General features: G+C 73.3%; 26 protein-coding genes and 2 pseudogenes. 19 read left to right on the top strand and 9 right to left on the bottom strand.

Annotation, left to right across the window (positions count from 1 at the left end; all coding sequences use genetic code 11):
* Position 1: 1 nt before the first annotated feature.
* Positions 2 to 202 (top strand): annotated as a pseudogene (locus ACZ5ON_RS02910) (acyl-CoA dehydrogenase family protein); the annotation flags it as partial.
* Positions 203 to 326: 124 nt separating this feature from the next.
* Here the strand turns inward: ACZ5ON_RS02910 and ACZ5ON_RS02905 are convergent.
* Genes ACZ5ON_RS02905 through ACZ5ON_RS02895 form a run of 3 tightly spaced genes read right to left on the bottom strand, consistent with a single transcriptional unit; the run spans position 327 to position 2,838 of the window.
* Positions 327 to 1,295, bottom strand: a complete 969-nt coding sequence (locus ACZ5ON_RS02905) for an NADPH:quinone oxidoreductase family protein (RefSeq protein ID WP_465584376.1) — start codon at positions 1,293 to 1,295, stop codon at positions 327 to 329.
* Positions 1,292 to 2,092, bottom strand: a complete 801-nt coding sequence (locus ACZ5ON_RS02900) for an SDR family NAD(P)-dependent oxidoreductase (RefSeq protein ID WP_465584373.1) — start codon at positions 2,090 to 2,092, stop codon at positions 1,292 to 1,294. Before ACZ5ON_RS02900 ends, ACZ5ON_RS02905 begins: the two co-directional genes overlap by 4 nt.
* The gene (locus ACZ5ON_RS02895) at positions 2,089 to 2,838 is read right to left on the bottom strand and encodes an SDR family oxidoreductase (protein ID WP_465584371.1); all 750 of its coding nucleotides are present in this window, start codon (positions 2,836 to 2,838) and stop codon (positions 2,089 to 2,091) included. The genes ACZ5ON_RS02900 and ACZ5ON_RS02895 overlap by 4 nt, the downstream gene beginning before the upstream one ends.
* A gap of 198 nt (positions 2,839 to 3,036) precedes the next feature.
* On the opposite strand from ACZ5ON_RS02895, the gene ACZ5ON_RS02890 reads away from it, so the two are divergent.
* Positions 3,037 to 3,672 carry a TetR/AcrR family transcriptional regulator gene (locus tag ACZ5ON_RS02890; RefSeq protein ID WP_465584369.1) on the top strand — a complete coding sequence of 212 codons (636 nt, stop codon included), beginning with the start codon at positions 3,037 to 3,039 and terminating at the stop codon, positions 3,670 to 3,672.
* Between the two features lie 183 nt (positions 3,673 to 3,855).
* Entirely contained in the window at positions 3,856 to 4,776 is a 921-nt protein-coding gene (locus ACZ5ON_RS02885; RefSeq protein WP_465584366.1) for a phosphorothioated DNA-binding restriction endonuclease, read from the top strand.
* A gap of 88 nt (positions 4,777 to 4,864) precedes the next feature.
* On the opposite strand, the gene ACZ5ON_RS02880 is transcribed toward ACZ5ON_RS02885, so the two are convergent.
* Positions 4,865 to 5,761, bottom strand: a complete 897-nt coding sequence (locus ACZ5ON_RS02880) for a LysR family transcriptional regulator (protein ID WP_465584363.1) — start codon at positions 5,759 to 5,761, stop codon at positions 4,865 to 4,867.
* A 131-nt stretch (positions 5,762 to 5,892) separates the two neighbouring features.
* Between ACZ5ON_RS02880 and ACZ5ON_RS02875 the strand changes: the two genes are divergently transcribed.
* Together ACZ5ON_RS02875 and ACZ5ON_RS02870 are read left to right on the top strand one after the other, a co-directional pair.
* Complete coding sequence (locus ACZ5ON_RS02875; RefSeq protein WP_465584360.1) at positions 5,893 to 6,750, top strand: SDR family oxidoreductase; 858 nt, start codon at positions 5,893 to 5,895, stop codon at positions 6,748 to 6,750.
* A gap of 36 nt (positions 6,751 to 6,786) precedes the next feature.
* Complete coding sequence (locus ACZ5ON_RS02870) at positions 6,787 to 7,041, top strand: hypothetical protein (RefSeq protein WP_465584357.1); 255 nt, start codon at positions 6,787 to 6,789, stop codon at positions 7,039 to 7,041.
* Positions 7,042 to 7,170: 129 nt separating this feature from the next.
* Here the strand turns inward: ACZ5ON_RS02870 and ACZ5ON_RS02865 are convergent, their stop codons facing one another.
* The gene (locus ACZ5ON_RS02865; protein ID WP_465584352.1) at positions 7,171 to 7,938 is read right to left on the bottom strand and encodes a VOC family protein; all 768 of its coding nucleotides are present in this window, start codon (positions 7,936 to 7,938) and stop codon (positions 7,171 to 7,173) included.
* Positions 7,939 to 8,146: 208 nt separating this feature from the next.
* The gene (locus tag ACZ5ON_RS02860; RefSeq protein WP_465584349.1) at positions 8,147 to 9,523 is read right to left on the bottom strand and encodes a serine hydrolase domain-containing protein; all 1,377 of its coding nucleotides are present in this window, start codon (positions 9,521 to 9,523) and stop codon (positions 8,147 to 8,149) included.
* Positions 9,524 to 9,848: 325 nt separating this feature from the next.
* On the opposite strand from ACZ5ON_RS02860, the gene ACZ5ON_RS02855 reads away from it, so the two are divergent.
* Positions 9,849 to 11,078, top strand: a complete 1,230-nt coding sequence (locus ACZ5ON_RS02855) for an NAD(P)/FAD-dependent oxidoreductase (protein ID WP_465585302.1) — start codon at positions 9,849 to 9,851, stop codon at positions 11,076 to 11,078.
* Between the two features lie 154 nt (positions 11,079 to 11,232).
* On the opposite strand, the gene ACZ5ON_RS02850 is transcribed toward ACZ5ON_RS02855, so the two are convergent.
* Positions 11,233 to 11,472, bottom strand: a complete 240-nt coding sequence (locus ACZ5ON_RS02850) for a DUF1876 domain-containing protein (RefSeq protein WP_344635589.1) — start codon at positions 11,470 to 11,472, stop codon at positions 11,233 to 11,235.
* A 560-nt stretch (positions 11,473 to 12,032) separates the two neighbouring features.
* On the opposite strand from ACZ5ON_RS02850, the gene ACZ5ON_RS02845 reads away from it, so the two are divergent.
* Positions 12,033 to 12,860, top strand: a complete 828-nt coding sequence (locus ACZ5ON_RS02845) for a YndJ family protein (RefSeq protein ID WP_465584341.1) — start codon at positions 12,033 to 12,035, stop codon at positions 12,858 to 12,860.
* Positions 12,857 to 13,375 (top strand): DUF1990 family protein, encoded by a 519-nt coding sequence (locus tag ACZ5ON_RS02840; protein WP_465584335.1) that lies wholly within the window; start codon positions 12,857 to 12,859, stop codon positions 13,373 to 13,375. The genes ACZ5ON_RS02845 and ACZ5ON_RS02840 overlap by 4 nt, the downstream gene beginning before the upstream one ends.
* Positions 13,376 to 13,710: 335 nt before the next feature.
* Here ACZ5ON_RS02840 and ACZ5ON_RS02835 read toward each other — a convergent pair whose 3' ends face one another.
* The gene (locus ACZ5ON_RS02835; protein WP_465584331.1) at positions 13,711 to 13,968 is read right to left on the bottom strand and encodes a hypothetical protein; all 258 of its coding nucleotides are present in this window, start codon (positions 13,966 to 13,968) and stop codon (positions 13,711 to 13,713) included.
* Between the two features lie 362 nt (positions 13,969 to 14,330).
* On the opposite strand from ACZ5ON_RS02835, the gene ACZ5ON_RS02830 reads away from it, so the two are divergent.
* The 6 genes from ACZ5ON_RS02830 to ACZ5ON_RS02805 all read left to right on the top strand — a co-directional run bounded on the left by ACZ5ON_RS02830 (position 14,331) and on the right by ACZ5ON_RS02805 (position 20,381).
* A complete protein-coding gene (locus tag ACZ5ON_RS02830) occupies positions 14,331 to 14,621 on the top strand; it encodes a hypothetical protein (protein WP_465584326.1) in 291 nt (96 codons plus the stop codon).
* A 92-nt stretch (positions 14,622 to 14,713) separates the two neighbouring features.
* Positions 14,714 to 15,097 (top strand): thioredoxin family protein, encoded by a 384-nt coding sequence (locus ACZ5ON_RS02825; protein ID WP_465584323.1) that lies wholly within the window; start codon positions 14,714 to 14,716, stop codon positions 15,095 to 15,097.
* A gap of 376 nt (positions 15,098 to 15,473) precedes the next feature.
* Positions 15,474 to 16,898, top strand: coding sequence for a dihydrolipoyl dehydrogenase family protein (locus ACZ5ON_RS02820; RefSeq protein ID WP_465584316.1), 1,425 nt, complete (start codon positions 15,474 to 15,476; stop codon positions 16,896 to 16,898).
* A gap of 344 nt (positions 16,899 to 17,242) precedes the next feature.
* Complete coding sequence (locus ACZ5ON_RS02815; protein ID WP_465584313.1) at positions 17,243 to 18,331, top strand: WD40/YVTN/BNR-like repeat-containing protein; 1,089 nt, start codon at positions 17,243 to 17,245, stop codon at positions 18,329 to 18,331.
* Positions 18,332 to 18,537: 206 nt separating this feature from the next.
* Positions 18,538 to 18,957: a TOBE domain-containing protein gene (locus ACZ5ON_RS02810; protein ID WP_465584310.1), complete on the top strand. Its 420-nt coding sequence runs from the start codon at positions 18,538 to 18,540 to the stop codon at positions 18,955 to 18,957.
* Positions 18,958 to 19,187: 230 nt separating this feature from the next.
* Entirely contained in the window at positions 19,188 to 20,381 is a 1,194-nt protein-coding gene (locus ACZ5ON_RS02805) for a cytochrome P450 (protein WP_465584307.1), read from the top strand.
* A gap of 303 nt (positions 20,382 to 20,684) precedes the next feature.
* On the opposite strand, the gene ACZ5ON_RS02800 is transcribed toward ACZ5ON_RS02805, so the two are convergent.
* A complete protein-coding gene (locus ACZ5ON_RS02800; RefSeq protein WP_465584304.1) occupies positions 20,685 to 21,179 on the bottom strand; it encodes a MarR family winged helix-turn-helix transcriptional regulator in 495 nt (164 codons plus the stop codon).
* Positions 21,180 to 21,274: 95 nt separating this feature from the next.
* Between ACZ5ON_RS02800 and ACZ5ON_RS02795 the strand changes: the two genes are divergently transcribed.
* The 5 genes and pseudogenes from ACZ5ON_RS02795 (at position 21,275) to ACZ5ON_RS02775 (ending at position 25,338) form a co-directional block, all read left to right on the top strand.
* Positions 21,275 to 22,057, top strand: a complete 783-nt coding sequence (locus tag ACZ5ON_RS02795) for a dioxygenase family protein (protein ID WP_465584301.1) — start codon at positions 21,275 to 21,277, stop codon at positions 22,055 to 22,057.
* An 11-nt stretch (positions 22,058 to 22,068) separates the two neighbouring features.
* Positions 22,069 to 22,332 (top strand): annotated as a pseudogene (locus ACZ5ON_RS02790) (SDR family NAD(P)-dependent oxidoreductase); the annotation flags it as partial.
* A gap of 30 nt (positions 22,333 to 22,362) precedes the next feature.
* Positions 22,363 to 22,743, top strand: a complete 381-nt coding sequence (locus ACZ5ON_RS02785) for a MerR family transcriptional regulator (RefSeq protein WP_465584297.1) — start codon at positions 22,363 to 22,365, stop codon at positions 22,741 to 22,743.
* Between the two features lie 114 nt (positions 22,744 to 22,857).
* The gene (locus ACZ5ON_RS02780) at positions 22,858 to 24,390 is read left to right on the top strand and encodes an AMP-binding protein (protein WP_465584294.1); all 1,533 of its coding nucleotides are present in this window, start codon (positions 22,858 to 22,860) and stop codon (positions 24,388 to 24,390) included.
* A gap of 147 nt (positions 24,391 to 24,537) precedes the next feature.
* A complete protein-coding gene (locus ACZ5ON_RS02775; protein WP_465584290.1) occupies positions 24,538 to 25,338 on the top strand; it encodes a TIGR03084 family metal-binding protein in 801 nt (266 codons plus the stop codon).
* Positions 25,339 to 25,458: the final 120 nt, after the last annotated feature.

Below are 25,458 nucleotides of genomic sequence, written 5' to 3'. Positions count from 1 at the left end.
GCTGTCATCGGACCTCCGAGCGCGCATCGGGGCACTGCTGGCGGCCCACGATCCCGCCACCACCGGGCGCCCGGACTTCCTGCGGGCCCGCTTCGACGCCGGCCTCGCCTGGGTGCACTTCCCGGTCGGGCTCGGCGGACTCGGCGCACCGCGGGCCCAGCAGGCCCTGGTGGACGCAGTCCACCAGGCCGAAGGCTGGGGGGATGTACCCCGCCCGATGGCGGGCAAGGCGGGCGAGCGACGACCGTCGGCGCCGACCCCGCCGATCAGCGGCTCCGCCGCGGGGAGCGCCCGGAGGCGAGCGGGCGAGTAAGTGGCTTCCGGGCTCAGGCGAGGACGGCGATCCGGCCGACGGAGTCGCCGGCCGCGACGCGCTGGACCGCCTCCGCGGCGCGCTCGAACGGCAGCCGTTCACTCACCAGCGGCCGCACCACGCCCTTGGCCGCCAGTTCGGTCAGTTCGGTGTGCGCCGCCCGGACCGCCTGCGGATCCTTGGTGTTGTAGAGGCCCCAGTGCAGGCCGAGGATCGAGTAGTTCTTCACCAGGGCGTGGTTGAGGGCCGGGGACGGGATGCCGCCGCCGGCGAAGCCGACCACCAGGATGCGGCCCTCGAAGGCGATGCATTTGGTGGAGCCGGTGTAGGCGTCGCCGCCGACCGGGTCGAAGACGACGTCGGCGCCGTGCCCGTCGGTGGCCTCCTTGACCACCGTCACGAAGTCCTCGGCCCGCCGGTCGATCACCAGGTCGGCTCCCAGCTCCCGCGCCCGCTCGGCCTTCTCCGGCCCGCCGACCACCCCGATCACGGTGGCCCCGGCCGCCTTGCCGACCTGGACGGCCGCACTGCCGACCCCGCCCGCCGCGGCGTGCACCAGCAGGGTCTCCCCCGGGCGGAGTCCGGCCCTGCGGTGCAGGCCGAACCAGGCCGTCTGGTAGCCGATATGCAGCGCCGCCGCCTCGGCGTCGTCCAGTGCGGCGGGTGCCGGGAAGGCGCCGTCGGCGGCCATCAGCGTGTACTCGGCGAAGGCTCCGGCCGGCAGCAGCGGCGTCCCGATCACCCGCTCCCCGGCCCGTTCCCCGCCGACCACCTCGCCGCAGAGCTCCACCCCCGGGGTGAACGGCAGCGGCGGACGCACCTGGTAGTGGCCCCGGCACAGCAGCGCGTCCGGGAAGTTCACCGCCGCCGCCCGCACCCTGACCAGCAACTGGGCCGCCCCCGGCTCGGGTTGCGGAACGTCCAGGCGCAACTCCATGACGTCCCGCGGCTCACCGAGCGCGCCGACCTGCCAAGCCCTCATTCCGTTCGTCCCTTCTCGCCCTGGTACCCGTCGATGCGCTGCTGAAGCCGGTTCATGCCGTCCAGCCAGCGGTCCGGATCGCCGGCCCGGGCCGTGTAGTAGTCGCCGACCTCGGGGTGCGGCAGGATCAGGAAGGTCTCCGACTCGATGCCGCGCAGCAACTCGGCCGCCACATTAGCCGGTTCGAGCGCGGACTCGGCGAGCAGCACCTGCCCGGCGGGCCCCGAGTCGGCGAGCATCCTGGTCCGTACGCCTTGCGGGCAGACGGCGTGCACCCGCAGGCCCCGGTGGCGGTAGCTGGCCGCGAGCCACTCGGCGAAGGCGAGGGCGCCGTGCTTGCTGACGGCGTACGGCGCCGACCCGAGCATGGTGAGCAGCCCGGCGGCGGAGACGGTGGCGACGAACCGGCCCTCGCCGCGCTCCAGCCAGTCGGGGAGCAGCAGTTCGGCCGCGCGGACGTGGGCCATCACATTGACCTCCCAGGCGCTGGCCCAGGCGGCGGGTGAGGCGTCGGCGCCCCCGGCCGGGGCGACTCCCGCATTGGCGCAGAAGACGTCGATCCGGCCGAGTGCGGTCCGGGCTGCGCCGATCAGCGCGGCGACGCCCTCGGCCGCCGCGGCGTCACCCGGCGCGGGGATGCCGCCGATCCGGGCCGCGACCTGTTCGGCCGCCTCGGCGTCCAGGTCGTTGACCACCACCCGGGCTCCCTCGGCGGCGAAGGCCGCGGCGATGGCGGCGCCGATGCCGCGTCCGGCGCCGGTGACGACCACGCCCTGGCCGGCGAGCGAGGCACTCACATCCCACCGCCGAGGGTGACGCCGCCGTCCACCACCAGGGTCTGGCCGGTGATCCACCCGGCGTCCTCGGAGAGCAGGAAGGCGACGGCTCCGGCGACGTCCTCGGGCAGGCCGAGCCGTCCGAGCGGGTAGGCCCGGGCGACCTCCTCCTCACGGCCGTCGTACAGGGCCTCGGCGAACCTGGTCTTCACCACGGCGGGGGCGACGGCGTTCACCCGGACACCGGGGCCGAGTTCGGCGGCGAGTTCGGTGGTGAGCCGGATCAGCGCCGCCTTGCTGACGCCGTACATGCCGATCCCGACCGAGCTGCGGATGCCCGCGACGGAGGCGACGTTGACGATCGCGCCGCCGTGCTCGCCCATCCAGGCGTCGCGGACGAGCCTGGTCCAGGCGAGCGGCGCGAGCACGTTGACGCCGAGGATCTTGGCGGCGGTGTTCGGTCCGGCGTCCAGGATCGAGCCGTACACCGGGTTGATACCGGTGTTGTTGACCAGGTAGTCGAGCCGTCCGAAGGCCTCGACGGTGCGCTGGACCGCTTCCTGCTGGTGCGCGTCGTCGTCCGCCTTGCCGGCCACGGCGATGGCGGGGCCGCCGAGGTCGCGAACGGCTTCGGCGAGCGGTTCGGGGTTGCGGGCGGTGATGCAGACCTTGGCGCCGCGTTCCACCAGCGTGCGCGCGATGCCGAGGCCGATGCCCCGGCTGGCTCCGGTGACCACGGCCACCCGGCCCTTGAACGAAGGGGTCATCGCCATTCCTCTCGACAGCAGCAGGGCATCCGGGCCTTACCGGTCCGGCTGAGCGGCCTGCGGGCCCGTGACCAAGCTGCGGGCATCTGACTAAGCGCTTGCTTAGCATGTTGGGCACGCGCGACACTGTCAACCACCGCCGCCCCCGGGAAGCCCCGGGCGACGGGAGGGACCGAGCCCATCTGCGAGGATTGCGCCATGACCGATCAGGCAGCCGCCGATCCCCACCCCTGGGATCACCTCGAAGTACCGGCCGGCGAGCGAACCGAGGCCGCCCGGCGGCTGCTGCTCGCCGCCGTGGACTCCTTCGCCCGGCGCGGCTACCACGCCACCACCACCCGCGACATCGCCACCGCCGCCGGAATGAGCCCCGCCGCGCTCTACATCCACTACTCCTCCAAGGCCGCCCTGCTCTCCGAGATCAGCCGGACCGGCCACCAGGCGACCCTCGACCTGGTCGAGCGAGCCGAGGCCGCCGGCGGCGACCCGGTCGAGCGGATGCGCCGCCTCGCCGAGGAGTTCACCACCTGGCACGCCCGCGGCCACACCGTCGGGCGGATCGTCAACCACGAGCTGCACGCCCTGCCGGAGGAGGACTTCGCGCTCGTCGCCGAACTGCGCCGCCGGATCGAGGACACCGTCCGCCGCATCATCGAGGCCGGCGTCGCCACCGGCGCCTTCACGGTCCCCGACGTCCGCACCGCCGCCCGCGCGGTCACCTCACTCGGCATCGACGTCTCCCGCTGGTACAGCGAACGCAGCACCGAAACCCCGGAGGAACTCGGCCGCCGCTACGGCATCCTGGTCCTCCGCATGCTCGGCGCCACGGTCTGAGCCGGGTGCCGGGCCGCCGGACCTCGACCGCTCGCAGGCTGTCGGCCACCACGGCCCGAGCCTGGCAGGCGGCTCAGAACAGCGGCGCCCTCGGGCGACTCCCGTTTACTCGGCCCTGCCGGTCAGCGCCCCGCCCCAGCCGGACATGATGCGGTGTCAGCACCGGAAGCTACCCTGGCGGCCATGGACTGGCTCGAACGGGTGGCGAAGCTGAGACGGTGGACGAACAACGAAGTCCGCGCTCCGCACAAGCCGTTGCTGCTGCTCTACGCCCTCGGGAGCTACCAGCAGGACACCGACGGCGAACTGCGTTACAGCGTGGTCGAGGAGGAGCTCAAGCGGCTGCTCGCCGAGTACGGGCCGTCGCACCCGACGACCCCGGCCTACCCCTTCCACCACCTGGTCAGCGACGGCGTGTGGGAGGTCAGAACCGACCAGGGGCAGGGGAGTCCAGGCAGCGGAGTCGGGGTCCTGCGCTCCAGCGGAGCCACCGGCAGGCTCGCGTCCGACCTGCGGACGGCGCTCGCCAGGGAGCCGTCGCTGCTGGGCCGGTTGGTCCGGGTGCTGCTGGACACCCACTTCCCGCCGTCCCTGCACGTCGACCTGTGCGAAGCCGTCGGCCTCGACCTGGAGCTCGCCGAGACCGGGGCCGTGCACGGTGCGGATGCCGCGGCGCGGCGGCAACGTGATCGGCGGATGCGTGAACTCATACTCACCGCCTACGAGTTCCAGTGCGCGTTCTGCGGCTACGACGGGGCGCTGGGAGCGAGCACGGTCGGGCTGGAGGCCGCACACGTGCGCTGGTGGTCGCACGACGGGCCGGACGAGGTCGACAACGGCCTGTGTCTGTGTTCGCTGCACCACAAGCTCTTCGACAAGGGGGTCCTGGGCCTTGGGGACGGCCACCGCATCCTCGTCTCCCAACGGTTCGTCGGCCGCAGCGAGGCCAGCCGACAGCACGTGCTCGCGCTCGCCGGCCGGCCGGTCGTCGGCCCGCAGCCGGGCGTCCCACCGGTGGCGAGGCGGCACCGCGAGTGGCACGCCCGGCAGGTCTTCCACGGCACACCCCGGGTACCCGTGGACCGGCCCGTGCACACCGGCTAGCAGGGGCGGCGAGTTGCCATGGTGTCGAGCACTCCCGCCGTTGCCGTCGGCTACCGATCGGACGGACCTCCCTCGGCCCGGGCCCGGGTCAGAGCCTCGACCCTGCGGTCAGCTGGGAGGCCAGGGAGATGAAGGCGCGGATCTTGGCGCTCTCGGTGTCGGTGCGCCAGACCAGGGCGCCGTTGGCGGGTGCCATGCCGGTGAGGGGCCGGTGCGTCACGTCCGGGTGGCGGTAGAGGCGGAACAGTCCTTCGTGGGTGGCCCAGACCATGTCGAAGGCGGCGACCCGACTGAACGCCTCCTGGTAGGTCCGGCCGCCGGCTCCCCGGGTCAGCGGCTTCCCGAGCGGGGTGAACGGGGGTAGCAGGTCGAGGCGGAGCGCCTCCGGCAGGCCGGCCGGGCCGTCGAGCACCACCCAGTCCGCCAGGTCCTCGATGTCGACGCTCTCGTGGACAGCCAGCGGGTGGCCGGTGCCGACCGCCAGGACGCGCCGGTAGGAGACCAGGACCGGGCCGACTCTCAGGTCCGGCTCGGCGACCGGGAGCAGGGTCAGCAGCACGTCCACCTCGCCACCGCGCAGCGGCCCGTGCAGATCGGCCCACGGCACCTCGACCGTGCTGATGTCGCAGGCCGGGTGGCGACGTCCGAAGACCGCGACCACCTCGGACAGCGGCGGGCCGTTCAGACAGCCGAGGAAGCCGACCCGCAGCGTGCCGACCACCCCCTGGGCGATGGTGCGCGCCTCCTCGAAGCTCGTCCTGAGGCCCTCGTAGGCGGCACCGAGGCTGCGCCGGGTGTGTTCGCCCAACGGGGTGAGTGCGACCCGCCGACTGGTGCGGGTGAACAGCAGTCCGCCGATCCGGCGCTCCAGCGCCCGGATCAGCTGGCTGACCCGGGACTGGGACAGCCGTAACCGCTCCGCCGTGCGGCCGAAGTGCAGTTCCTCCGCCAGGGCGAGAAAGGTCTCGATCTCCGTCAGGTCCATCGCCATCCCCCGTATCGATCAGCGTGGCTGATGGATTGTGCTCCAGTTCGACATTGATCGTCCATGGACCCGCTGCCAGGCTGGCGGTGACGAACAGTCACCTAGCTGAACGATTCGACGTGGAGTCATTCGTGATCGTTGTCACCGGTGCCACCGGCACCGTTGGTTCGAAGGTCGTCGCCGGGCTGCGCGAGCGCGGTGAGAACGTGCGGGCGCTGGTCCGCAACACCGCCGACGTCCCGGCGGAGTGGGACGGGGGAGTGGAACGGGTCGCCGCCGATTTCGCGGATCCGGCCTCGCTGGACGCCGCGCTGGCGGGTGCGGACGTGATCTACCTGCTGGTCGCCGTGCACTCGGAGATGGCCGCGCACGAGCGGAACGTGATCGACGCCGCGGTCCGCACCGGGCGGCGCCCGCGGATCGTGCTGCACGGCGCCGCCGGGCTGGAGCACCGCCCGGAAGGGGTGCGGTTCGTCGGCGCGCACGTCGCCGGGTACGACCACCTGCTGGCCAGCGGGCTGCCCTGGACCGTGGTGGCGCCCAACGGCTTCTACCAGAACTTCCTCGGCCAGGCCGAGTCGGTGAAGGCCGGCCGGCTGGCCGTTCCGGGCGGCGAGGGCGCGGTGTCGTACGTCGACGCGCGCGACGTCGCCGATGCGGCCGTACAGGCGCTGACCACCGAGGGGCACGAGGGCCGGATCTACACCCTGACCGGCCCGGCCGCGCTGACGCACGCCGAGATCGCCGCCGAGCTCGGCACGGTCGCCGGGCGGACGGTCGAGTACCTGGCCGTGGAGCCCGAGGCGGCGCTCACCGAGATGCTCAAGGCGGGCTGGGACGCCTGGCGGGCCGAGGGAATGGTGGAGCTGTACGGGCTCTACGCGGCCGGGCACGCCGCCACGGTGAGCGCGGACGTGGAGAAGCTGACCGGGCGGCCGGCGCGTTCCTTCGCCGACTTCGCCGCCGAGCACTCGGCGGTCTTTGAGTGAGCAACCGATCCTGCGGGCGGATGACCGGGTGAACGGTTGACCGAACCGCCCGTCATCGCGGACCGGCGGGCCGGCCGGCAGGGGCGCGAGCCGCGCCTTCACACGCCGGCCGGCCCGCGGACGCGAGGCGCACCGCGGTCCGAGCGCGCCACTGCCGGACGGGCTCCCACCGGGCCGGACGAGCACGCCACCACCCGGACCGACGCCCGCTTCGACTTCGACCACCCGCTCACCGGCGCCGAGCAGCTGCCCGAGGCGATGCACCGGATCTTCGGCCACCTCGGGCACTGACCGGCTCCCGGTGGCACGGACGCGGGTTCCGTACCGGGGACGTCGTTCCGCACCACCGACGCGGGCTCCGTACGGCCGGCGCGGGCTCCGTGAAGCCGCCGCCGATCGCGCCCACCCAGCCGATCACGCCTACTGGTTGCTGATGACCGAGAACACGCCGCCCTCCGCGTCGCGCAGCCGGGCCACCCTCCCGTACGGGGAGTCGCTCGGGTCGTCCACCACCGCCCCGCCGAGGGCGATCGCGTGGTGCACCGCGGCATCCGTGTCGGCCACCGAGAAGAACACCTCCCAGTGCGGGACCACCTCGGTGGCCGTACGCAGCGCGGCCACGCTGCGGCCCTCGGAGCGCAGCACGACCCGCTCGTGCTCGTAGCGCACCTCGAAGTGCGCCGGGTCGCGGCTGTCCCAGAGGAAGACCTCGCCGTAGAAGAGCGCGGCGGCGAACGGGTCCACCGTGCGCAGCTCGATCCAGACGGCGGCACCGGGAGAGTCCACCCAGGCGGCGCAGCCGAGGTCGCCCTCCCAGATGCCGAAGGCCGCACCGAACAGGTCGGCGGCGAGCGCGACGCGTCCGGCGTCGAAGGCGAGCGGGCCGACCGCGACGGTCGCGCCGCGCTCCCTCACCCGGGCGGCGGCCTCGTCGGCGCTCTCGATGCCGAAGTACGTGGTCCAGGCGACGGGCGGCTGCCAGTCCCCGGCGGCCACGCCGATGCCCGCGACCTCCACGCCGTCCACCACCGCGCGCAGGTACGGCCCCCAGCGGTCGGGGCCGGGTTCGAAGGTCCAGCCGAGCAGTGGCCCGTAGAAGGCCCGGGCGTCCTTGAGGTCGCGCGCCATCAGGCTGACCCAGCAGGGGGTGGCCGGTACGCAGCGTACGGTGACGGTTTGCTCGCTCATTCGGACGTACCCCTTCCGGTGCCGGCAGGTCTCAGCGTAGGGGCAGCACCGGGCCACGGCACGGTCCGCCTCGCGGGGCCCCGGGCAGGTCGGGCGCCGAGGCGGGCGCCGATCGTCCGGCTACGGCCGACGCCGGGGGACGGCCCGACGGTACCCGTGACGCGCCCGGCGCGGCGGAGCGCCCTCGGCGGCCGCGCCGCGCTCCGGCTCAACTGGGCTGCCAGCCCTGCGGGTCGACACCGCCGGGGATCGGCGCGGCCTGGTCGTAGGGGGCGCGGGTCAGTACGAAGCTGCCGATGTCCAGGTGGCTCACCGCACCGTCCGCCGACCGGATCACCCGGAGCGTCTCCCCCGCGTAGTAGCCGTCCAGGCCGGTCCAGGTGCCGTCCGGCTCGGCCCGGAAGCGGGATCCCCGGCCCGCGCCGCCCATCGGTGCGAGCTCCAGCGCGCGGTCGGCGCGCAGCCGCAGGACGTGGGCCGAGGGCCCCCAGTACCAGGGGCCGGTCAGTGCGACCAGCTCCGGATCGGCCTCTGGCAACGGGCGCCAGGGCTCCGGGAGGCGGGGTTCGTGCTCGGCGACGATCCGGATCAGATCGGCGGCGATCACCGGGACGGAGGTCCCGGAGGTCGCGTTGGACAGCACCACGGCGGCCAGGTCGTCCTCCTCGCTCACCCAGAGCGTGGCCAGGAAGCCGGGCATCGAACCGGTGTGGCCGAACAGCACCCTGCCGTCCTCCCGCCACAGTTGCACACCGAGCCCGTACGAGGAGGTCCACTCCGGTCCGTCCGGCTGCGCCGCGGGACGGCGCATCTCGGCGACGCCGGCGGGGCTCAGCACCTGCTCGTGCCCGGCGGCCAGGAACGCCGCCCAGCGGGACAAGTCCGCTGCGGTGGACCAGAGTTGACCGGCCGGTGCCATCAACCCCGTGTCCTCCAGCGGTTCGGGCAGCATGACGTCCGCCCACGGGTGCACCGCGAACCCTCCGGCGTGCGGCGGCCGGGGTGACAGGGTGGTCTGGGTGAGGCCGAGCGGGTCCAGCACCTCGCGGCGCAGCACGTCGCCCCAGGGCTTCCCGCGCAGCCGCTCGACCAGGGCGCCCAGCAGGGCGTAGCCGGTGTTGGAGTAGTGGTAACGGCGGCCGGCCGGGTGCCGCATCGGCTGCTCGCCGAGCACGTCCGCGAGTGCCGGCCGCAGGGCTCCCGGTGTCCGCTCCCACCAGGGACCCGGCGTCTCGGAGGCCAGGCCGGAGGTGTGGGACAGGAGTTGGGCGATGGTCAGCCGGCCGACGGAGGTACCGGGCAGGTGTCGCTCCAGCGGGTCGGTCAGCTCCAGCAGGCCCTCGTCCCGCAGGCGCATGACCAGCACGGCGGCGAAGCTCTTGGCGAGGGAGCCGATCCGGTACTGCACGTTCTCGTCCGGCCGGTGGTCGTCGATCATGCTCCGTCCGTCGGACCAGATCAGCTGCCCGCCCCGGACCACCGCGCCCACCAGCGACGGTGTGCGCCCCTCCGCCTGCCCGACGGCCAGCCGGTGCAACAGGGCGCGCCGGGTGGCGGGCAGCAACTCATCGACCGAAAAGGACATCTGACCCCTCGTTCCTGTTCGTGTCCGGCTCGGAGCGGCCGACCATACCCGGGCTCCGCCGGACCCGCCTCCCTTTTCCCGGGGCGCCGTACGACCGTGCACGGCCCGGGCGGTGCTGCCGCCGATCCGGCCGCCGGGTGGGCGGGGCGGCGGAGTGGTTCCGGGCGGCACGGGCAGCGGGGAGCGGCGCGCCCCGGCGGCACGGGCGCCGTCCGGCCGCCGGTGCCGCACAGTCACCACCCGATCAGATTCACGGTTCGCCGCGCGACCGCACGGAGAAGAGAGTGTGATGGGGATGCGGTAGCGGGCCGACGGACGTGAGGAGCTGGGGATGGAGAGCGCGTACGTGATCGTGGGTGCCAGCCTGGCGGGGGCCAAGGCGGCCGAAACCCTGCGCGAGGAGGGTTTCGAGGGGCCGGTGGTCCTGATCGGGGACGAGCAGGAGCGCCCGTATGAGCGCCCGCCGCTCTCCAAGGGGTACCTGATGGGCAAGACCGCGCGGGAGAAGATCGACGTCCACTCCCCCGAGTGGTACCAGGAGCATTCGATCGACCTCCGCCTGGGCACCACCGTCACCGCCGTGGACCCTGCCGCGCACCGGGTGACGCTGGCCGACGGCAGCAGCATCGGCTTCGGCAAGCTGCTGCTCACCACCGGCGCGAGCCCGCGCCGGCTGCAGGTGCCGGGCGCCGACCGGGAGAACGTGTGCTACCTGCGCCGGGTCGAGGACAGCGACCGGATCCAGGCGTTCCTGCGGCCCGGCGCCAGGGTGGCCGTGATCGGTGCCGGGTGGATCGGCATGGAGACCGCGTCCGCCGCACGCGAAGCCGGCTGCGAGGTGACGGTGCTGGAGCGGTCGGAGCTACCGCTGCTGGGCGCCCTGGGCCGGGAGGCGGCGCAGGTCTTCGCCGATCTGCACCGCGACCACGGGGTGGAGCTGCGCTTCGCCGTCCAGGCCACGGAGATCACCGAGCACGGGGTCAGGCTCGGCGACGGCACGCTGGTCGAGGCGGACGCGGTGATCGTCGGCATCGGGGTCACCCCGAACACCCGACTCGCCGCCGCGGCCGGGCTGAGGGTCGACAACGGCGTGCTGACCGACCAGCACCTGCAGAGCTCGCACCCGGACGTGTTCGCGGCCGGCGACGTGGTCAACGCCTTCCACCCGCTGTACGGCAGGCCGGTCCGGGTCGAGCACTGGGCCAACGCGCTGCACCAGCCGAGGACGGCGGCGCGTTCGATGCTCGGCGAGGAGGCGGTGCACGACCGGGTGCCGTACTTCTTCACCGACCAGTACGAGCTGGGCATGGAGTACACGGGCTACGTCGAGCCCGGCGGCTACGACCGGGTGGTCTTCCGGGGCGACGTGCCGGGGCGGGAGTTCATCGCCTTCTGGCTCTCCGGTGACCGGGTGCTCGCCGGAATGAACGTCAACATCTGGGACGTGACCGACGCGATCCGCGACCTGGTCCGCTCCGGACGCCCCGTCGACCCGGACGCCCTGGCCGACCCGGACACGCCGCTCGACCGGACCGGCCGGCCCCGGCAGGGCTGACCGATCCGGTCGGAGCCGGATCCGGTCGGAGCCGGAGCCAGGGCAGGGCCGGGACGGGACGGGACTCGGGGCCGAGACGGGAGTCGGGGCCCGGGCGGTTACGCCGACGGCGCGCTCAACCGGCCCGGCCGGTGCCCGAGTTCATCGCGCCGAGCTACTTGAGCTCGTCGTGCGCCTTGGTCAGCAGTTGCATCGCGAGGTCGTTGAGCGCTCTGGCCCCGGCGACCTCCTCACCGACTCTGGGCTGCGGCGCGTCGGCGTGGTGCCGGGTGCTGTAGCCATGGGAGCGGACCTCCGTACCGTCCGGGAGCCGGACCAGCGCGACGGCCTTGGTGCGGTCCCCTTCTTCCTGGAACTCCAGCTCCACGTGCCATCCGACGAGTGTGTGCATCATGATCGCCACCTCCACGGGTTTCCGCTATCCAGCGTGCTCCGGGCTGCGGGCGCTCGCCACCCGCCCCGGTGACCCGACGGCCGGGGAGGACTCAGCGCCCCGGCGGCGCGGGCGGTGCGACTCGCGGAGGTGGAGTGCCTCCGCCGGCCGCGGCACCGCCGCCGGGGACTCGGCTCGGGCCGGCTGCGGTGGGGCCGCCGGGCTCGCAGGCCTCCCGTTCGGTCTCGGCGTGCACCACTCCGGCGGTGCGGGCCGGGCTGCCGGGGAGGACGCGCCGGGGGCGTCCGCACCGTGGACGGAGCAGCGGTGTCCGGGGCGTGACTGCCGTCCAGACCGTGATCCCGGCGGCGGCAGGGTGGAGCGGTAGCGGTCTGGGGCAGGTCCGGGCGGGTGCGGCCCTCGCCCCAGTGTCCCCGGACGGTCGGCGGGCAACCGAGGGGCTATGTTGAACGCGTTCAGTTTTGCCGTAGAGTCTGCTGCGGCAGTGTTTTGAACACGCTCAAGCGCGGCGCCGACCGGCGACGGCCAGGCCCGCGCGCGTCCACACAAGGGGTGGGACCGTGACCGCACTGGTCAACCTCATCGTCATGCTCGGCATGTTCGTCGTGATACCGATCGGGCTCACGCTCATCGACGGCCCCGGCACCGCCCGGGCGGCCCGGCTCTGGCCGATCGCCGCCGCCGCGGGCGCGCTCGCGCTCTGGCTGCCGCGCGGGCCGGGCGCCGCCGTTCTGGGCTGCGGCTACGCCTGCGCCACGCTGGCGCTGGCCGCGCTGGCCCCGCTGCGGCTGCGCCTCACCGGATCCCTCGCCCCCGCCGAGATCGCCACTCTGACCGCGCTCGTGACACCCTCGGTGGCCGGCGTCGCGCTGGTCGCCGAACGCTCCGGGCACCGGCTGTTCGGCTTCGACCTCAGGATCCTGGCGCTCACCGTGCCGCACTTCCACTTCGCCGGATTCACCGCCGCGCTGATCGCCGGCCTCCTCTGCCGCACCTCCCCCGACCGGCTCGCAGCCCGGGCCGCGGCACTCAGCGTCCCGGTCGGCACCCTGCTGGTCCTCGCCGGGTACTTCGTCGACGACTGGGCCCAACTCCTCGGCGCCGTCGTGCTGACCACCGGCATGTGGCTGGTCGGACTGCTCACCTGGCGGGACCTGCGCTCCCGCACCTGCTCGAGGGATCTGCTCACCGGCCGGCTGTTCGCCGTCTCCTCCGCGGTGCTCGTCGCCACCATGGTGCTCGCACTCTGGTGGGCCCTCGGCCGAGCCGCCGGCTTCCCGCACCCCACACTGACCTGGATGGCCGCCACCCACGGCCTCGGCAACGCGCTCGGCTTCGCGCTCTGCGGACTGCTCGCCTGGCGCCGGACCAAGGAGCTCCACCCGTGACCAGCAAGCTCAACTACCCGGAGGTCGGCCGTACCACGGTCCCCGGCCAGGCACTGCCCGCCGGCTACAACCACCTCCACCACCGGGTCCTGATCGGCCACGGCCGGGACGTCCTGGAGGCCGCGGGCGCGGCCGTCACCGGCTGGCGGATGCACCGTGCGGCCGGAGTCCGGATGCGGACGACCGCGGTCCGGGCGGAACCGGGGGTCGCGGTCGAGTGCGCGATCGGCATCGGGCCGCTCCGGCTGACCGCGCCGTGCGAGGTGGTCTGGAGCAGCTACCGGAGCGACCGGATCGGCTTCGCGTACGGCACCCGCAACGGGCACCCCGAGTGCGGCGAGGAGTCCTTCGTCGTCGAGATGGGCCCGGACAAGGCCGTCTGGTTCACCGTGACCGCTTTCAGCCGGCCGGGCCGCTGGTACACCCGGCTGGTCGGGCCGATCGTGCCCCACCTGCAGCTGTGTTACGCCCGGCACTGCGGCCGCACCCTGCGGCGGCTGGCCGGCTGCGGCTGAGCAAGCGTTCGAAGCGTGCGAGGAGCGGAACGACCGGCGGCGACCAGTGCCAGGCCGAGGCCGTATCCGATCACCGGCGGGACACCGAAGGAGGTCCGGCCGCGGGCGACCGCGCCGAGCAGCGCAGCGGCTCGCATCCGCGCCGCAGCACCCGGCGCGTCGCCGGCGTACGCGCCGACCGCGAGGGCGGCCCGGGCACCGCGGCCACCCCGTCCACGGGAGCTCTCACCGGCCGAGCCGCCGCAGGGCCCGCCCGGCGCGCAGGACGGCCCCAACCGGGCGCACCCACAGTGCCGCGCATGCGTCGACCGTCCACACCAGTGTCCGGATCAGCGTCAACAACGTCCTTCTCCCAACGGTGTTCTGGCCTTCCCGGCGCGGTACGGCGAGAAGTACCGGTTGAGCTGGCCGGCCTCGCACAGCTGGCCGTCGGCCTCGGGCACGCCGAGCGAGTGCTCGATCGCGCCCCGGTGGCGGGCGAACACCGCACCGGACCCACCGGTTTCGGCGGCCCGGCGAGCCAGGTCGAGGGCCTCCCCGGTCGCAGCCGGCCCGACGCCGGGCCCGGCCGAGCTCGCCGGCGGCCAGGACACTCTTCCCTCCAGGCAACGGGGCGGGAGTCGATCCGAGGGCGGGTGCGCGCGCGTCCAACCGCCGGGAACTCGCGGGCCGTCCGGCCGTGCCACAACCTAAGGCGGCGGTTGATCTTCGCGCACGCGCGACCCCGGTCACACGCCGGATGGGCCACCGAATTCCCCCGTAAGGATCAAGAATTCACGATCGGAGGACATCCGGGCCACCGTAGGCACGGGCGTTCGAGCTCGGCGTCGATGGCGTGCGACCACGAACCGCCCTTGCCGCCGCCGTCCGACGACTGGCTTCCCCGCGCTGCCTGCACAGGACACACATTGACGCACCATCACACTTGACGGAGTGGCATCACCTGCGTGACCCCGTGCGTGTTTCCTGGAGGTTGGCGATCCTCGCCGCCGTCGCCGCGCTCGCCGCACCGCTCGGGCTCGGCACGACCACCGGCACGGCCGCCGCCGTCCGCGAGATCCCCGGCGCCGCCCACGTCTCGCCCTGGGGCAGCGCCCACCCGGACCTGAGCGAGGAGACCGGGAGCCGGCTGCAGCGCGAGAACGTCAGACTGGGCACCACGTACACCGGCCGCCCGGGCCCGAAGGCGCTTTCGCTGCCCGGCGGGCTGACGCCGAGATCCGACTACGTGCCGGCGTTCGGGTGACCGGAGCTCCGCGCCAGGAATAGCGGGCCGCGGGCTCTGGTTGACGCGGGTCGTACGTCCACCGACCGCACTGGAAGGGCAGGTGTCCCGAGATGAGCACCGTCGAGCTGACCAAGGACAACTTCGACGAGGTCGTCCAGGGCCCGGATGGCAAGGGCTTCGTCTTCATCGACTTCTGGGCGAGCTGGTGCGGGCCGTGCCGGCAGTTCGCCCCGGTGTACGAGAAGGCTTCCGAGCGCCACCCCGACCTGGTCTTCGCCAAGGTGGACACCGAGGCGCAGCAGGAGCTGGCGGCGGCGTTCGAGATCCGCTCGATCCCGACCCTCGCGATCATCCGTGACGGGGTCCTGGTGTTCTCGCAGCCGGGCGCGCTTCCGGAGCCGGTGCTGGAGGACTTGATCGGCAAGGCCCGGGCGCTGGACATGGACGAGGTCCGCGCCAAGGTGGCGGAGGAGCAGGCGAACGCCCGGGGGTGACCGGCCTGGAGCGGCTCTCCACGACGGCCGGGCCGACCCTTTCCGGGGGCCGGCCGACTGTCGTGCGGCTCCCCGGGCGCGGTGGCCGGCGTGGCCTGGTACGGGGTCCGGTCCGTACCCATCGGGTCGGGTCGGCCGTGGACGGTCCGGCCACCTGCTCCCCGCGCCACCCGCAGCGGCTGCTGTGCGGACACGCCCCCGGACGGACCGGATCCCGTGAACGGGCGCCCGCTGCAGCTCCGGTCCGCGCTGTTATTGCCGACGACACGCCGTCGGCGCGGCCGCCGGGCGGGGTGGGCCCGTCGGAGGATGGTTCCGCCCCGCCGGGTGGCGGCGGCAGCGCACGCACAGCGGCAGCAGAGCGAGAGCGAGAGCCATGACCCCGCAACCCGAGCAGTACGACGTGGTGGTCCTCGGCGCGGGTCCGGCCGGCGAGAACGTCGCCGACCGCACCCGCACCGCCGGGCTGAGCACCGTCATCGTGGAGAGCCAGTTGATCGGCGGCGAGTGCTCGTACTGGGCCTGCATCCCGAGCAAGGCACTACTGCGGCCGGGCAGCGCGCTGGCCCACGTGCGCGCCCTGCCCGGTGCCAAGCAGGCCGTCAACGGCGGTCTGGACACGGCCGCCGTACTGGCCCACCGGGACGAGTTCACCTCCCACTGGCACGACGACGGCCAGGTCGAGTGGCTCCGCTCGGCCGGGATCGACCTGGTGCGCGGGCACGGCCGGCTGGCGGGTGAGCGGGCCGTGCTGGTCGACGACGAACGGCTGCTGACCGCCCGGCACGCCGTCGCCGTGTGCACCGGCAGCCGGCCCGCCCTGCCGCACGTCCCCGGGCTGGCCGAGGCCCACCCCTGGACGAGCCGGGACGCCACCAGCTCCGCCGTCGTACCGCCCCGGCTGGCGGTGGTCGGCGGCGGCGTGGTCGCCGTCGAGATGGCGGCCGCCTGGCGCTCACTGGGCTCCGAGGTCACCCTGCTGGCCCGCGGCGGGCGGCTGCTGGGACGGATGGAGTCCTTCGCGGGCGAGCTGGTCGCCGAGGGCCTGCGGGAGGCCGGAGTTGACGTACGGTTCCGCACCGAGGTCACCGCGCTGCACCGTGACGGGCCGGTGACGCTCACCCTCGGCGGCGACGGGGAGCTGGTGGCCGACCAAGTGCTGTACGCCACCGGGCGGTTGCCCCGCACCGACGACATCGGGATGGAAAGCATCGGCCTCTCCCCCGGCAACTGGCTCGAGGTGGACGACGGTTGCCTGGTCACGGCGGTGCAGGGCGGCTGGCTCTACGCCGTCGGGGACGTCAACCACCGCAACCTGCTCACCCACCAGGGGAAGTACCAGGCGCGGATCGCCGGCGCCGCGATCGTCGCCCGCGCCCGTGGGGAGCAGCCGGACACCTCCGTGCGCTGGGGCGAGTACGCGGCCAGCGCGGACACCGCGGGGCCGCCCCAGGTGGTCTTCACCGAGCCGGAAGCGGCGGCGGTCGGTCTGACCCTCGACGCCGCCGAGCGCGCGGGATTGCGCGTGCGGGCTATCGACTACGAACTCGGCCAGGTCTCCGGTGCCTCGCTCTACACCGACGGTTACCAGGGGCGGGCCCGGATCGTGCTCGACCTGGAGCGCCGGGTGATCGTCGGCGCGACCTTCGTCGGCCCGGCCGTGGCCGAACTGCTGCACTCCGCCACCGTCGCCGTGGTCGGCGAGGTCCCGATCGACCGGCTCTGGCACGCGGTCCCGGCCTTCCCGACCATCAGCGAGGTGTGGCTGCGACTGCTGGAGACCTGCCGGGACAGCGGATGAGCTGTCGAGGCGGTCTGCACGCCGGTGGGCGCGCGGCATGGTGCGGGCCTGCCTGAGGCAGTGGGTGTCCCGGGTGCGGGGCATGGCGCGGGGCAGTGCGCGGAGCGCGGATGCCTCCGCCGCCGGTGCCTCGCCCGGTTGCTCGCGCCCCCAGGGCACCGCCTCCCGTGCGTGGCGGGGCCCGCGACCTCCAGGGCCCTCCCCCGCGTGTGGCAGGGCCCGCGACGGCCCCTTGACCCGGGACGATCCCCCCGACTCGCCGGGGCGAAGACGTGCGGGGCCTGCGGCTGCGGGAGGAGACTGACGGGCGGGGGGCCGTACCTCACCGCCCGGATGGTTGCGTCATGAGCGAGACACTGTTGGCCGTCGGCACGCGGAAGGGCCTCTTCCTGGGACGCAGCCCCGACCGGGTGCGGTGGGAGTTCAGCGGGCCGCACTTCCAGATGAACGCGATCTACTCGATCGGGATCGACCGGCGGGACGGACGGGTGCGGCTGCTGGTCGGGGCCGACAGCAGCCACTGGGGACCGTCCGTGCAGTGGTCCGACGACCTGGGCACGAGCTGGCAGGACCCGCCCCGCCCGGCCGTACGCTTCCCCGCGCACACCGGGACCTCGCTGGAGCGGGTCTGGCAGCTCCAGCCCGCGGGAGAGGAGGCCCCCGGCGTGGTGTACGCGGGGACACAGCCCGCCGCCCTGTTCCGCTCGGAGGACCGCGGCGAGAGCTTCACCCTGGACGAGTCGCTCTGGTCGCACCCGCAGCGAAAGGACTGGGCGGCCGGGTTCGGCGGCCAGGGCCTGCACACCGTCATCACCGATCCGCGCGACGCGAACGTGCTGACGGTCGCGGTCTCCGCCGGCGGGGTGTACCGCACGGCGGACGGCGGCCGGGCCTGGCATCCCGCCAACACCGGCATCCGGGCGCCGTTCCTGCCGAACCAGTACCCGGAGTTCGGCCAGTGCGTGCACAAGGTGGCGGCCGACCCCGTCGACCGCGATCGCCTGTACCTGCAGAACCACGGCGGGGTCTATCGCAGCGACGACGGCGGCGGCCACTGGCAGGACGTCGGCAGTGACCTCCCCGCGACGTTCGGGTTCGGCGTCGCCACCCACCCCCGCCAGCCCGGCACGGCCTACCTCTTCCCGCTCGACGCCGACTACGCCCGGCTCCCGGTCGGCCACCGCTGCCGGATCTTCCGCACCCAGGACGCGGGTGCCAGCTGGCACCCGCTCTCCGACGGCCTGCCGGAAGGAGACCACTACGGTGTGGTGCTGCGCGACGCGCTCTGCACCGACGACGGCGAACCGGCCGGGGTGTACTTCGGCAACCGCAACGGCGAGGTCTACGGCAGCGCGAACGACGGCGACAGCTGGACGCTGATCACCTCGCACCTGCCGGACGTGCTCTGCGTCCGGGCGGCGGCGCTGGCCTGAGCGAGGGGGCGTCGCGGCACCGCTCCGGGCGGAGGCGTCCTGAGCGAGTTGCCCTGCGAGCGGCTTCGAGAGAGCCGCACCGTGAACAGCTCCGAGGTGGCGACCGCGGGAGCAACTCCGTGACGGCAGGCGCGGAACAGGGCCCGGAGAGAATGAGGGCAGCCGTGGGACGGCGGCTGCGAGCGATCCCGAATCGAGGTCATCCCATGAGCCTGAGCATCCGCAACCAGCTGCTCGGCAGGGTCACCGCCATCGCCGCCGGCGAGGTCATGGCCAGCGTCAAGGTCAGCCTGACGGGCGGACAGGAACTCACCGCGGCAATCACGCTGGACGCCGTACGGGAGCTCGGTCTCGGTGCGGGCAGTGAGGTCCGCGCGCTGGTCAAGGCCACCGAGGTCGCGCTCGCCACCGGCCCGGTCACCGGGCTGAGCATCCGCAACCAGCTGCCGGGCACCGTGTCCGAGGTCGTCACCGGCGGCGCGATGGCCGGCGTCAAGATCGCGGTCGCGGGCGGCGAGCTGACCGCGGCGATCACCGCGGACGCCGCGGCAGAGCTCGGGCTCGCGGCCGGCACTCCGGTCGTCGCCCTGATCAAGGCCACCGAGGTCGCACTCGCCACCGCCTGAGCCCGCTCCCACTCGACGCGGCTGCACGCGAGACGACTCCGAGGCGAGGCCCACACCGCCTACGGCGACATCCTGGTCCGGCGCGCCCGACCTGCCGCTTCCTCATCCGTCCGTACGGATACCAACCACGCGGAACTCCACCCACCCAGCGCATCGTTCACCTGATGCACCGTCCGCTCGACACACCATCGGAACACCATCCACTGGACTCCACTGGAGGGAAACCAACGATGATCATCCCTGTCGACGAATGGGGTGGCCACCCGAAGCAGTTCTGGCTGCGCGGAAGGCAGCCGGAGCAGCGCATCCAGTACGACGAGAAGCTCGGCTTCTGGAACGTCTACGGCTATCAGGAGGCGCTCGAGATCCTCGGTGACCCGGGCACCTACTCCTCCGACACCACCCGGCGGTTCATCCCCGACGCCGACGACTCGCTCACGGCCGGCAACCTGGTGCAGCTGGATCCGCCGGAGCACCGCAAGCTGCGCAAGCTGGTCAGCCACGCCTTCACCCCGAAGGTCGTGGCCGAACTCGAACCGCGGATCGGCAGGCTCACCCACGAGTTCCTCGACCAGGTGGCCGACCGGAACCGGCTCGAGCTGGTCAACGACTTGGCGTATCCGCTCCCGGTCACCGTCATCGCCGAGCTGCTGGGCGTGCCGAGCAGTGACCGCACGAAGTTCCGGGAGTGGGTGGACCAACTCTTCGACAACGACGACCAGTTCTCGGTGGCCAACCAGAGCGAAGAGCAGAAGCGCCTCCTCCAGCGGCGGATGGAACAGGTGCAGGTCATGATCGACTACCTCGGCGCGCACGCCGACGAGCGCAGGCGGCAGCCCCGGGAGGACTTGCTGACCTTGCTCGTGCAGGCGGAGGTCGACGGCGAGCGGCTCACCGACCGGGAGGTGGCGAACTTCGCGAACCTGCTGCTGACCGCCGGACACATCACCACCACCATGCTGCTGGGCAACACGGTGCTGTGCCTGGACGCCAACCCCGAGCAGGCGACTCGGGCGCGCGAGGACCGCTCGCTGATACCGGGCGCGATCGAGGAGTCGCTGCGGCTCCTGACCCCGTTTACGGCCGTCCTCCGCGTCACCACCACTGAGGTGGAGATCGCCGGGCAGCGGGTGCCCAAGGACGAGGTGCTCGCGGTGCGGCTCGCGGCCGCCAACCGGGACCAGCGTCAGTTCGCCGACCCGGACGCCTTCGACCCCACCCGGGACCCGAACCCCCACCTCGGGTTCGGCCGTGGCATCCACTTCTGCCTGGGCGCGCCGCTGGCCCGACTGGAGGGCCGGATCGCGCTGAACATCCTGTTGGACCGGTTCCCGGTGCTGCGCACCGACCCGGACAACCCGCCGACCTTCATGGCCTCCCCTGACCTCACCGGCCTCAGGTCGCTTCCACTGCTGACCAGTTGACTTGAGGAAAGCCGCGGCGGCCGAACGGTAGCCGCAGTGCTTCAGCGGCGATCGCACCGACCCTGCGACGAGGACGAGGACCAGGGCGGGAAGGCGCCGGCGGGGGCGGAGGCGGGAAGGCGCCGGCGGAGGCGGGAAGGCGCCGGCGGGGGCGGAGGCGGGAAGGCGCCGGCGGGGGCGGAGGCGGGAAGGCGCCGGCGGGGGCGACCAGGTCGATCGGGCCCTCGCCCACCGGCCGCGGCGGCCCGCCAACCCCGAGGACCGGATCGACCCGCGCACCGACCCGTCGGCCGCGCACCACCGTCAGCGCTCCGCGCCCCGGCGTTCCGAACTCCGGCGCTCGGCCGCCCGCAGCCGATCGCTGACCTCACCCAGGCTCTCGCCCAGCATCGCCAGCTGCTCCCGGCTCAGCACGTCGATCAGCACTTCGCGCACGGTGGCGACATGCCCCGGCGCGGCCTCCCGCAGGACCCGCCAGCCCTCCTCGGTCAGCTCGGCGAACACCCCGCGCACATCGCTGGCACAGGAGCGGCGGCGGACCATCCCCGCCTTCTCCATCTGGGTGACCTGGTAGGTCAGGCCACTCTTGGAGGTGACCAGCCGGTCGGCCAGGTCGGTCATCCGCAGCGAGCCGTCGGGCGCCGCGGAGAGCTGCACCAGGATCTCGTACTGGGTGTGGGAGAGTCCGGCGTTCTCCTTGAGCTGCTGCTCCAAGCGCCGTTCGATCAGGTTGCTGGCGACGACGAAGCCCCGCCAGGCGGCCATCTCCTGCTCGTCGAGCCAACGGGGTTCGTCCATGACGCCATTCTACCCTGTTGTTCAAATTCGAACGAAGGTGTACCGTCGAACGCGAGGTTCAAATTTGAACTACTTAGCCGGGAGTCGAGCACACCATGACCACCGCCGCCCCCACGCGCATGCCCACCCTCTACCTCTCGCACGGCGCACCCCCGCTGGCCGACGATCCGGTCTGGCCCGGTGAGCTGGCGGCCTGGTCGGCCGAGTTGCCCCGACCGAGGGCGATCCTGATGATCTCCGCGCACTGGGAGGAGGCCCCGCTTGCCCTGGGTGCGACCACCCCCGTGCCACTGGTCTACGACTTCTGGGGCTTCCCCGAGCACTACTACCGGGTCCAGTACACCGCCCCCGGCGCACCGGAGCTCGCGGAGAACGTGCGCAAGCTGCTGCGCGCCCCCGGCGTCCCGCTCCAGGACATCCCCGACCGCGGGCTGGACCACGGCGCCTACGTGCCGCTGGCGGAAATGTTCCCGGACGCCGACATCCCGGTGCTCCAGGTCTCGATGCCGACCCTCGACCCCCAGCGGCTACTGGAGATCGGCCGCCGGCTGGCTCCGCTGCGCGACGAGGGCGTGCTGATCGTCGGCAGTGGCTTCTTCACCCACAACCTGCGGGCGATCAGCCCCGACGGCCGAGTGCCCTCCGTGATGGCCGAGTTCGACGACTGGGGCCGGCGCGCCATGGCCGCCCAGGACCTGGACGCACTGCTCGACTTCGAACGCAAGGCTCCCGCCGCGAGGTTGGCCCACCCCCGGACCGAGCACTTCGCACCGCTCTTCGTCACCCTCGGCGCGGGAGAGGCCGACCTCGACTCGCAGCGCAGCGTCATCGACGGCTTCTGGATGGGCCTCGCCAAGCGCTCGATCCAACTCGGCTGAGCCGCCGCCCCAGCTGGGCGGTGGAGCTCGCTCCGCGCGGCGTCCGGGTGGTCGCCGTCGCCCCGGGTGCGATCGAGACGCCGATCGGCGAGCACTCGGGACACACGCCGGAGCAGAGCGCCCGGATCCGCGACTGGCAGATCGCCCACACCCCGCTCGGCCGGCTCGGCCGGCCCGAGGAGGTCGCCTGGGCGATCACCCGGCTGGCCTGCCCGCAGAGCTCCTTCGTCACCGGCGTAGTCTTCCCCGTGGACGGCGGCGCGGTCGTCTCGTGAGACCGGCGGGGTGCGTGGGGGCGACGGACGGTGCGGATCGGTGAACTGGCCACGGCCTCTGGCGTGTCGGTCCGCGCCCTGCGGCACTACGAGCAGGCCGGCCTGATCCACTCCGAGCGTTCGGACAACGGCTACCGCTCGTACGGCGTCGAAGCCGTCAACCGGGTGCGCAACATCCGCCATCTGCTGGAAGCCGGCCTGACGCTGGACGACGTCCGGGTCTTCCTGCCCTGCCTGGACGGCGACTTGACCACCGCCGCCCCCTCCGCGAAGGGCCTGCAGGTGGCGTTGGACCGGCTCGCCGTGCTGGAACGGCGGATCGCGGCGCAGCGCGAGGTGCGCGATCGCCTCGCGGCCGCCCTGCACTCGGTCGGGGTGACGCCCGGAGTGACAGGGGTGACGGCAGGGTGACGATCCGGGTGACGGCCGGACTGACGGGCACAGTTATCGGCCGGGAGTGAACATCACGGCCGCGCTCTCGATCAGGGATAGCCGGGAGGCGGCGAGGCCGGGCAGAGTGGCGTCATGCAGACACCACTCACCGTGATGGACTTCCTCGACCGGGCCGAGCTGGTCTACCCGGGCCGCGTCGGTCTGATCGACGAGCCGGTCCAACCAGCCGAATCCTGGGGCGAGGTGACGTACCGACGGATGGCCGAGCTGGCCCGCGCCCAGGCCGCCGGCCTGGACCGGCTCGGCGTCGGTCCCGGCGAGCGGGTCGCCGTCGTCTCGCACAACTCGGCCCGCCTGATGACCTCGCTGTACGGGGTGAGCGGCCACGGCCGGATCCTGGTACCGGTCAACTTCCGGCTGAAGGCGGAGGAGGTGGCGTACATCGTCGAACAGAGCGGCGCCTCCGTCCTATTGGTGGACCCGGAACTGGACGAGGCGCTCGCCGGGATCGCGGTCAAGCACCGGTTCGTGTTCGGCGCCGAGAGCGACGAGGTGCTGTACGACTTCGCGAACGAGCCGGTCCGGCACCCGGTCGGCGAGTCGCAGACCGCGACCGTCAACTACACCAGCGGAACCACCGCCCGTCCCAAGGGAGTCCAGCTCACCCACCGCAACCTGTGGCTCAACGCGGTGCTGATGGGACTGCACTTCGGGGCGAGCGACCGGGACGTCTACCTGCACACGCTGCCGCTGTTCCACGTCAACGGCTGGGGCCTGCCGTTCGGGCTGACCGGGCTCGGCGCCCAGCACGTCATCCTGCGCAAGGTGGACGGCGCCGAGATCCTGCGCCGGGTCGAGCGGCACGGGGTGACCTTCCTGAGCGGCGCACCCGCCGTCGCGGCGATGATCCTGGAGGCCGCCGCCGACTGGGAGGGGCCGGTCCCCGGACGGGACCGGGTCCGTATGGTCATCGCGGGCGCACCGCCGCCCACCGCGATGGTGCAGCGCTTCGAGGACGAGCTGGGCTGGGAGTTCATGCAGCTCTACGGCCTGACCGAGACCTCTCCCCTGGTCACGGTCAACCGGGGCCGGGCCGAGTGGGACGCGCTCCCCGCCACCGAGCGTGCGGAGAAGCTGGCACAGGCCGGTGCGCCCGCGCTGGGCACCCGGCTGCGGGTGGACGGGCAGGGTGAGGTGCTCGTCCGCTCCAACACGGTGCTGGAGGGCTACTGGCAGCAGGCGGAGGAGACGGAGGCGGTGCTGAAGGACGGCTGGTTCCACAGCGGCGACGGCGGCACCCTGACTGACGGCTACCTCGCCATCGCCGACCGGAAGAAGGACGTCATCATCTCCGGTGGCGAGAACGTCTCCTCGATCGAGGTGGAGGACTGCCTCTACCGCCACCCGGCGGTCCTGGAGGTCGCGGTGATCGGCGTGCCGGACGCCAAGTGGGGCGAGACCGTCAAGGCGCTGGTCGTCCTCAAGGACGGGCACCGCGCCGACGAGGCCGAGCTGATCGCGCACTGCAAACAGCGGCTGGCCGGCTACAAGTGCCCGACCTCGGTGGAGTTCCGCGACGCGCTGCCCAGGACCGCCACCGGCAAGCTGCAGAAGTTCCGGCTGCGCTCGCCCTACTGGGAGGGACACGAGCGGCAGGTCAACTGACCAGGGTGGGCCGGGTGGCGGTTCCTCAGATCGGTCCGGGCCGGGCGGCGGACTTCCGACCGGAATCCCGACCGCCCGGCCCGGTCAGGCCGTTACGCTGTGGACGCCGCAGCACCTCGCCGCTGGAGACGAAGGAAGGGCACCCGGATGGCAGAGCTCACCTCGCTGCTGGACGACCTGCGGGCCGAGAGCGCCGACCTGGACGGCCTGGTCGCCGGACTGGACCGGGCCGGGCTGGCCACCCCGACCCCGGCCGCCGGCTGGACCATCGCCCACCAGATCGCCCACCTGGCCTGGACGGACCGCTGGTCGCTGCTGGCGGCCCGCGACCCGGAGGGCTTCCGGACCGCCGCCGAGCGCGAGTTCACCTCCGGCGCGGATCCGATCGAGGCGGGCGCGGCGGAGGGCGCGGGCGAGGAAGTGGCCGCGCTGCTGGGCCGTTGGCGTGCGGGGCGGCCGGAGTTGGCGTCCGCCCTGCGCGAGGCGGAGGCCGCGGGGCTCCGACTGCCGTGGTTCGGGCCGCCGATGAAGCCCGCCACCATGGCCACCGCCCGGCTGATGGAGACCTGGGCGCACGGGCAGGACGTCGCGGACGCCCTCGGCGTGGAGCGCGAGCCGACGGGCCGGCTGCGGCAGGTGGCCCACCTGGGCGTGCGGACCATGGGGTTCGCGTTCGCCCTCCACGGGCTGCCGGTACCGCCACCGGACCTGCCGCTCCGGGTCGAACTCACCGCGCCCACCGGCGAATCGTGGACCTGGGGCCCCGAGGACGCGGCGGAGGGGGTGAGCGGTCCCGCACTGGACTTCTGCCTGCTGGTGACCCAGCGTCGGCACCGGGACGACCTGGCACTGCACGCCGAGGGCGCCACGGCGTCGGCCTGGCTGCCGATCGCCCAGGCGTTCGCCGGTCCCCCCGGAGGCGGCCGACCGCCGGGGGCGGCCGGCTGACCGGACCCGCCGACGCATGGTCGGCGTCCGTCGCCGGAGTCAAGGCAGGAGATCTCCTGTCCGACCAGGCAGCTACACCGTCCGACAGCCCCGGCACGGGTGACCCCGGCCTGGGCTCCG

The organism is Kitasatospora sp. NPDC032150 (assembly GCF_055579945.1).
This window is presented reverse-complemented; position numbering and strand designations above follow the sequence as displayed.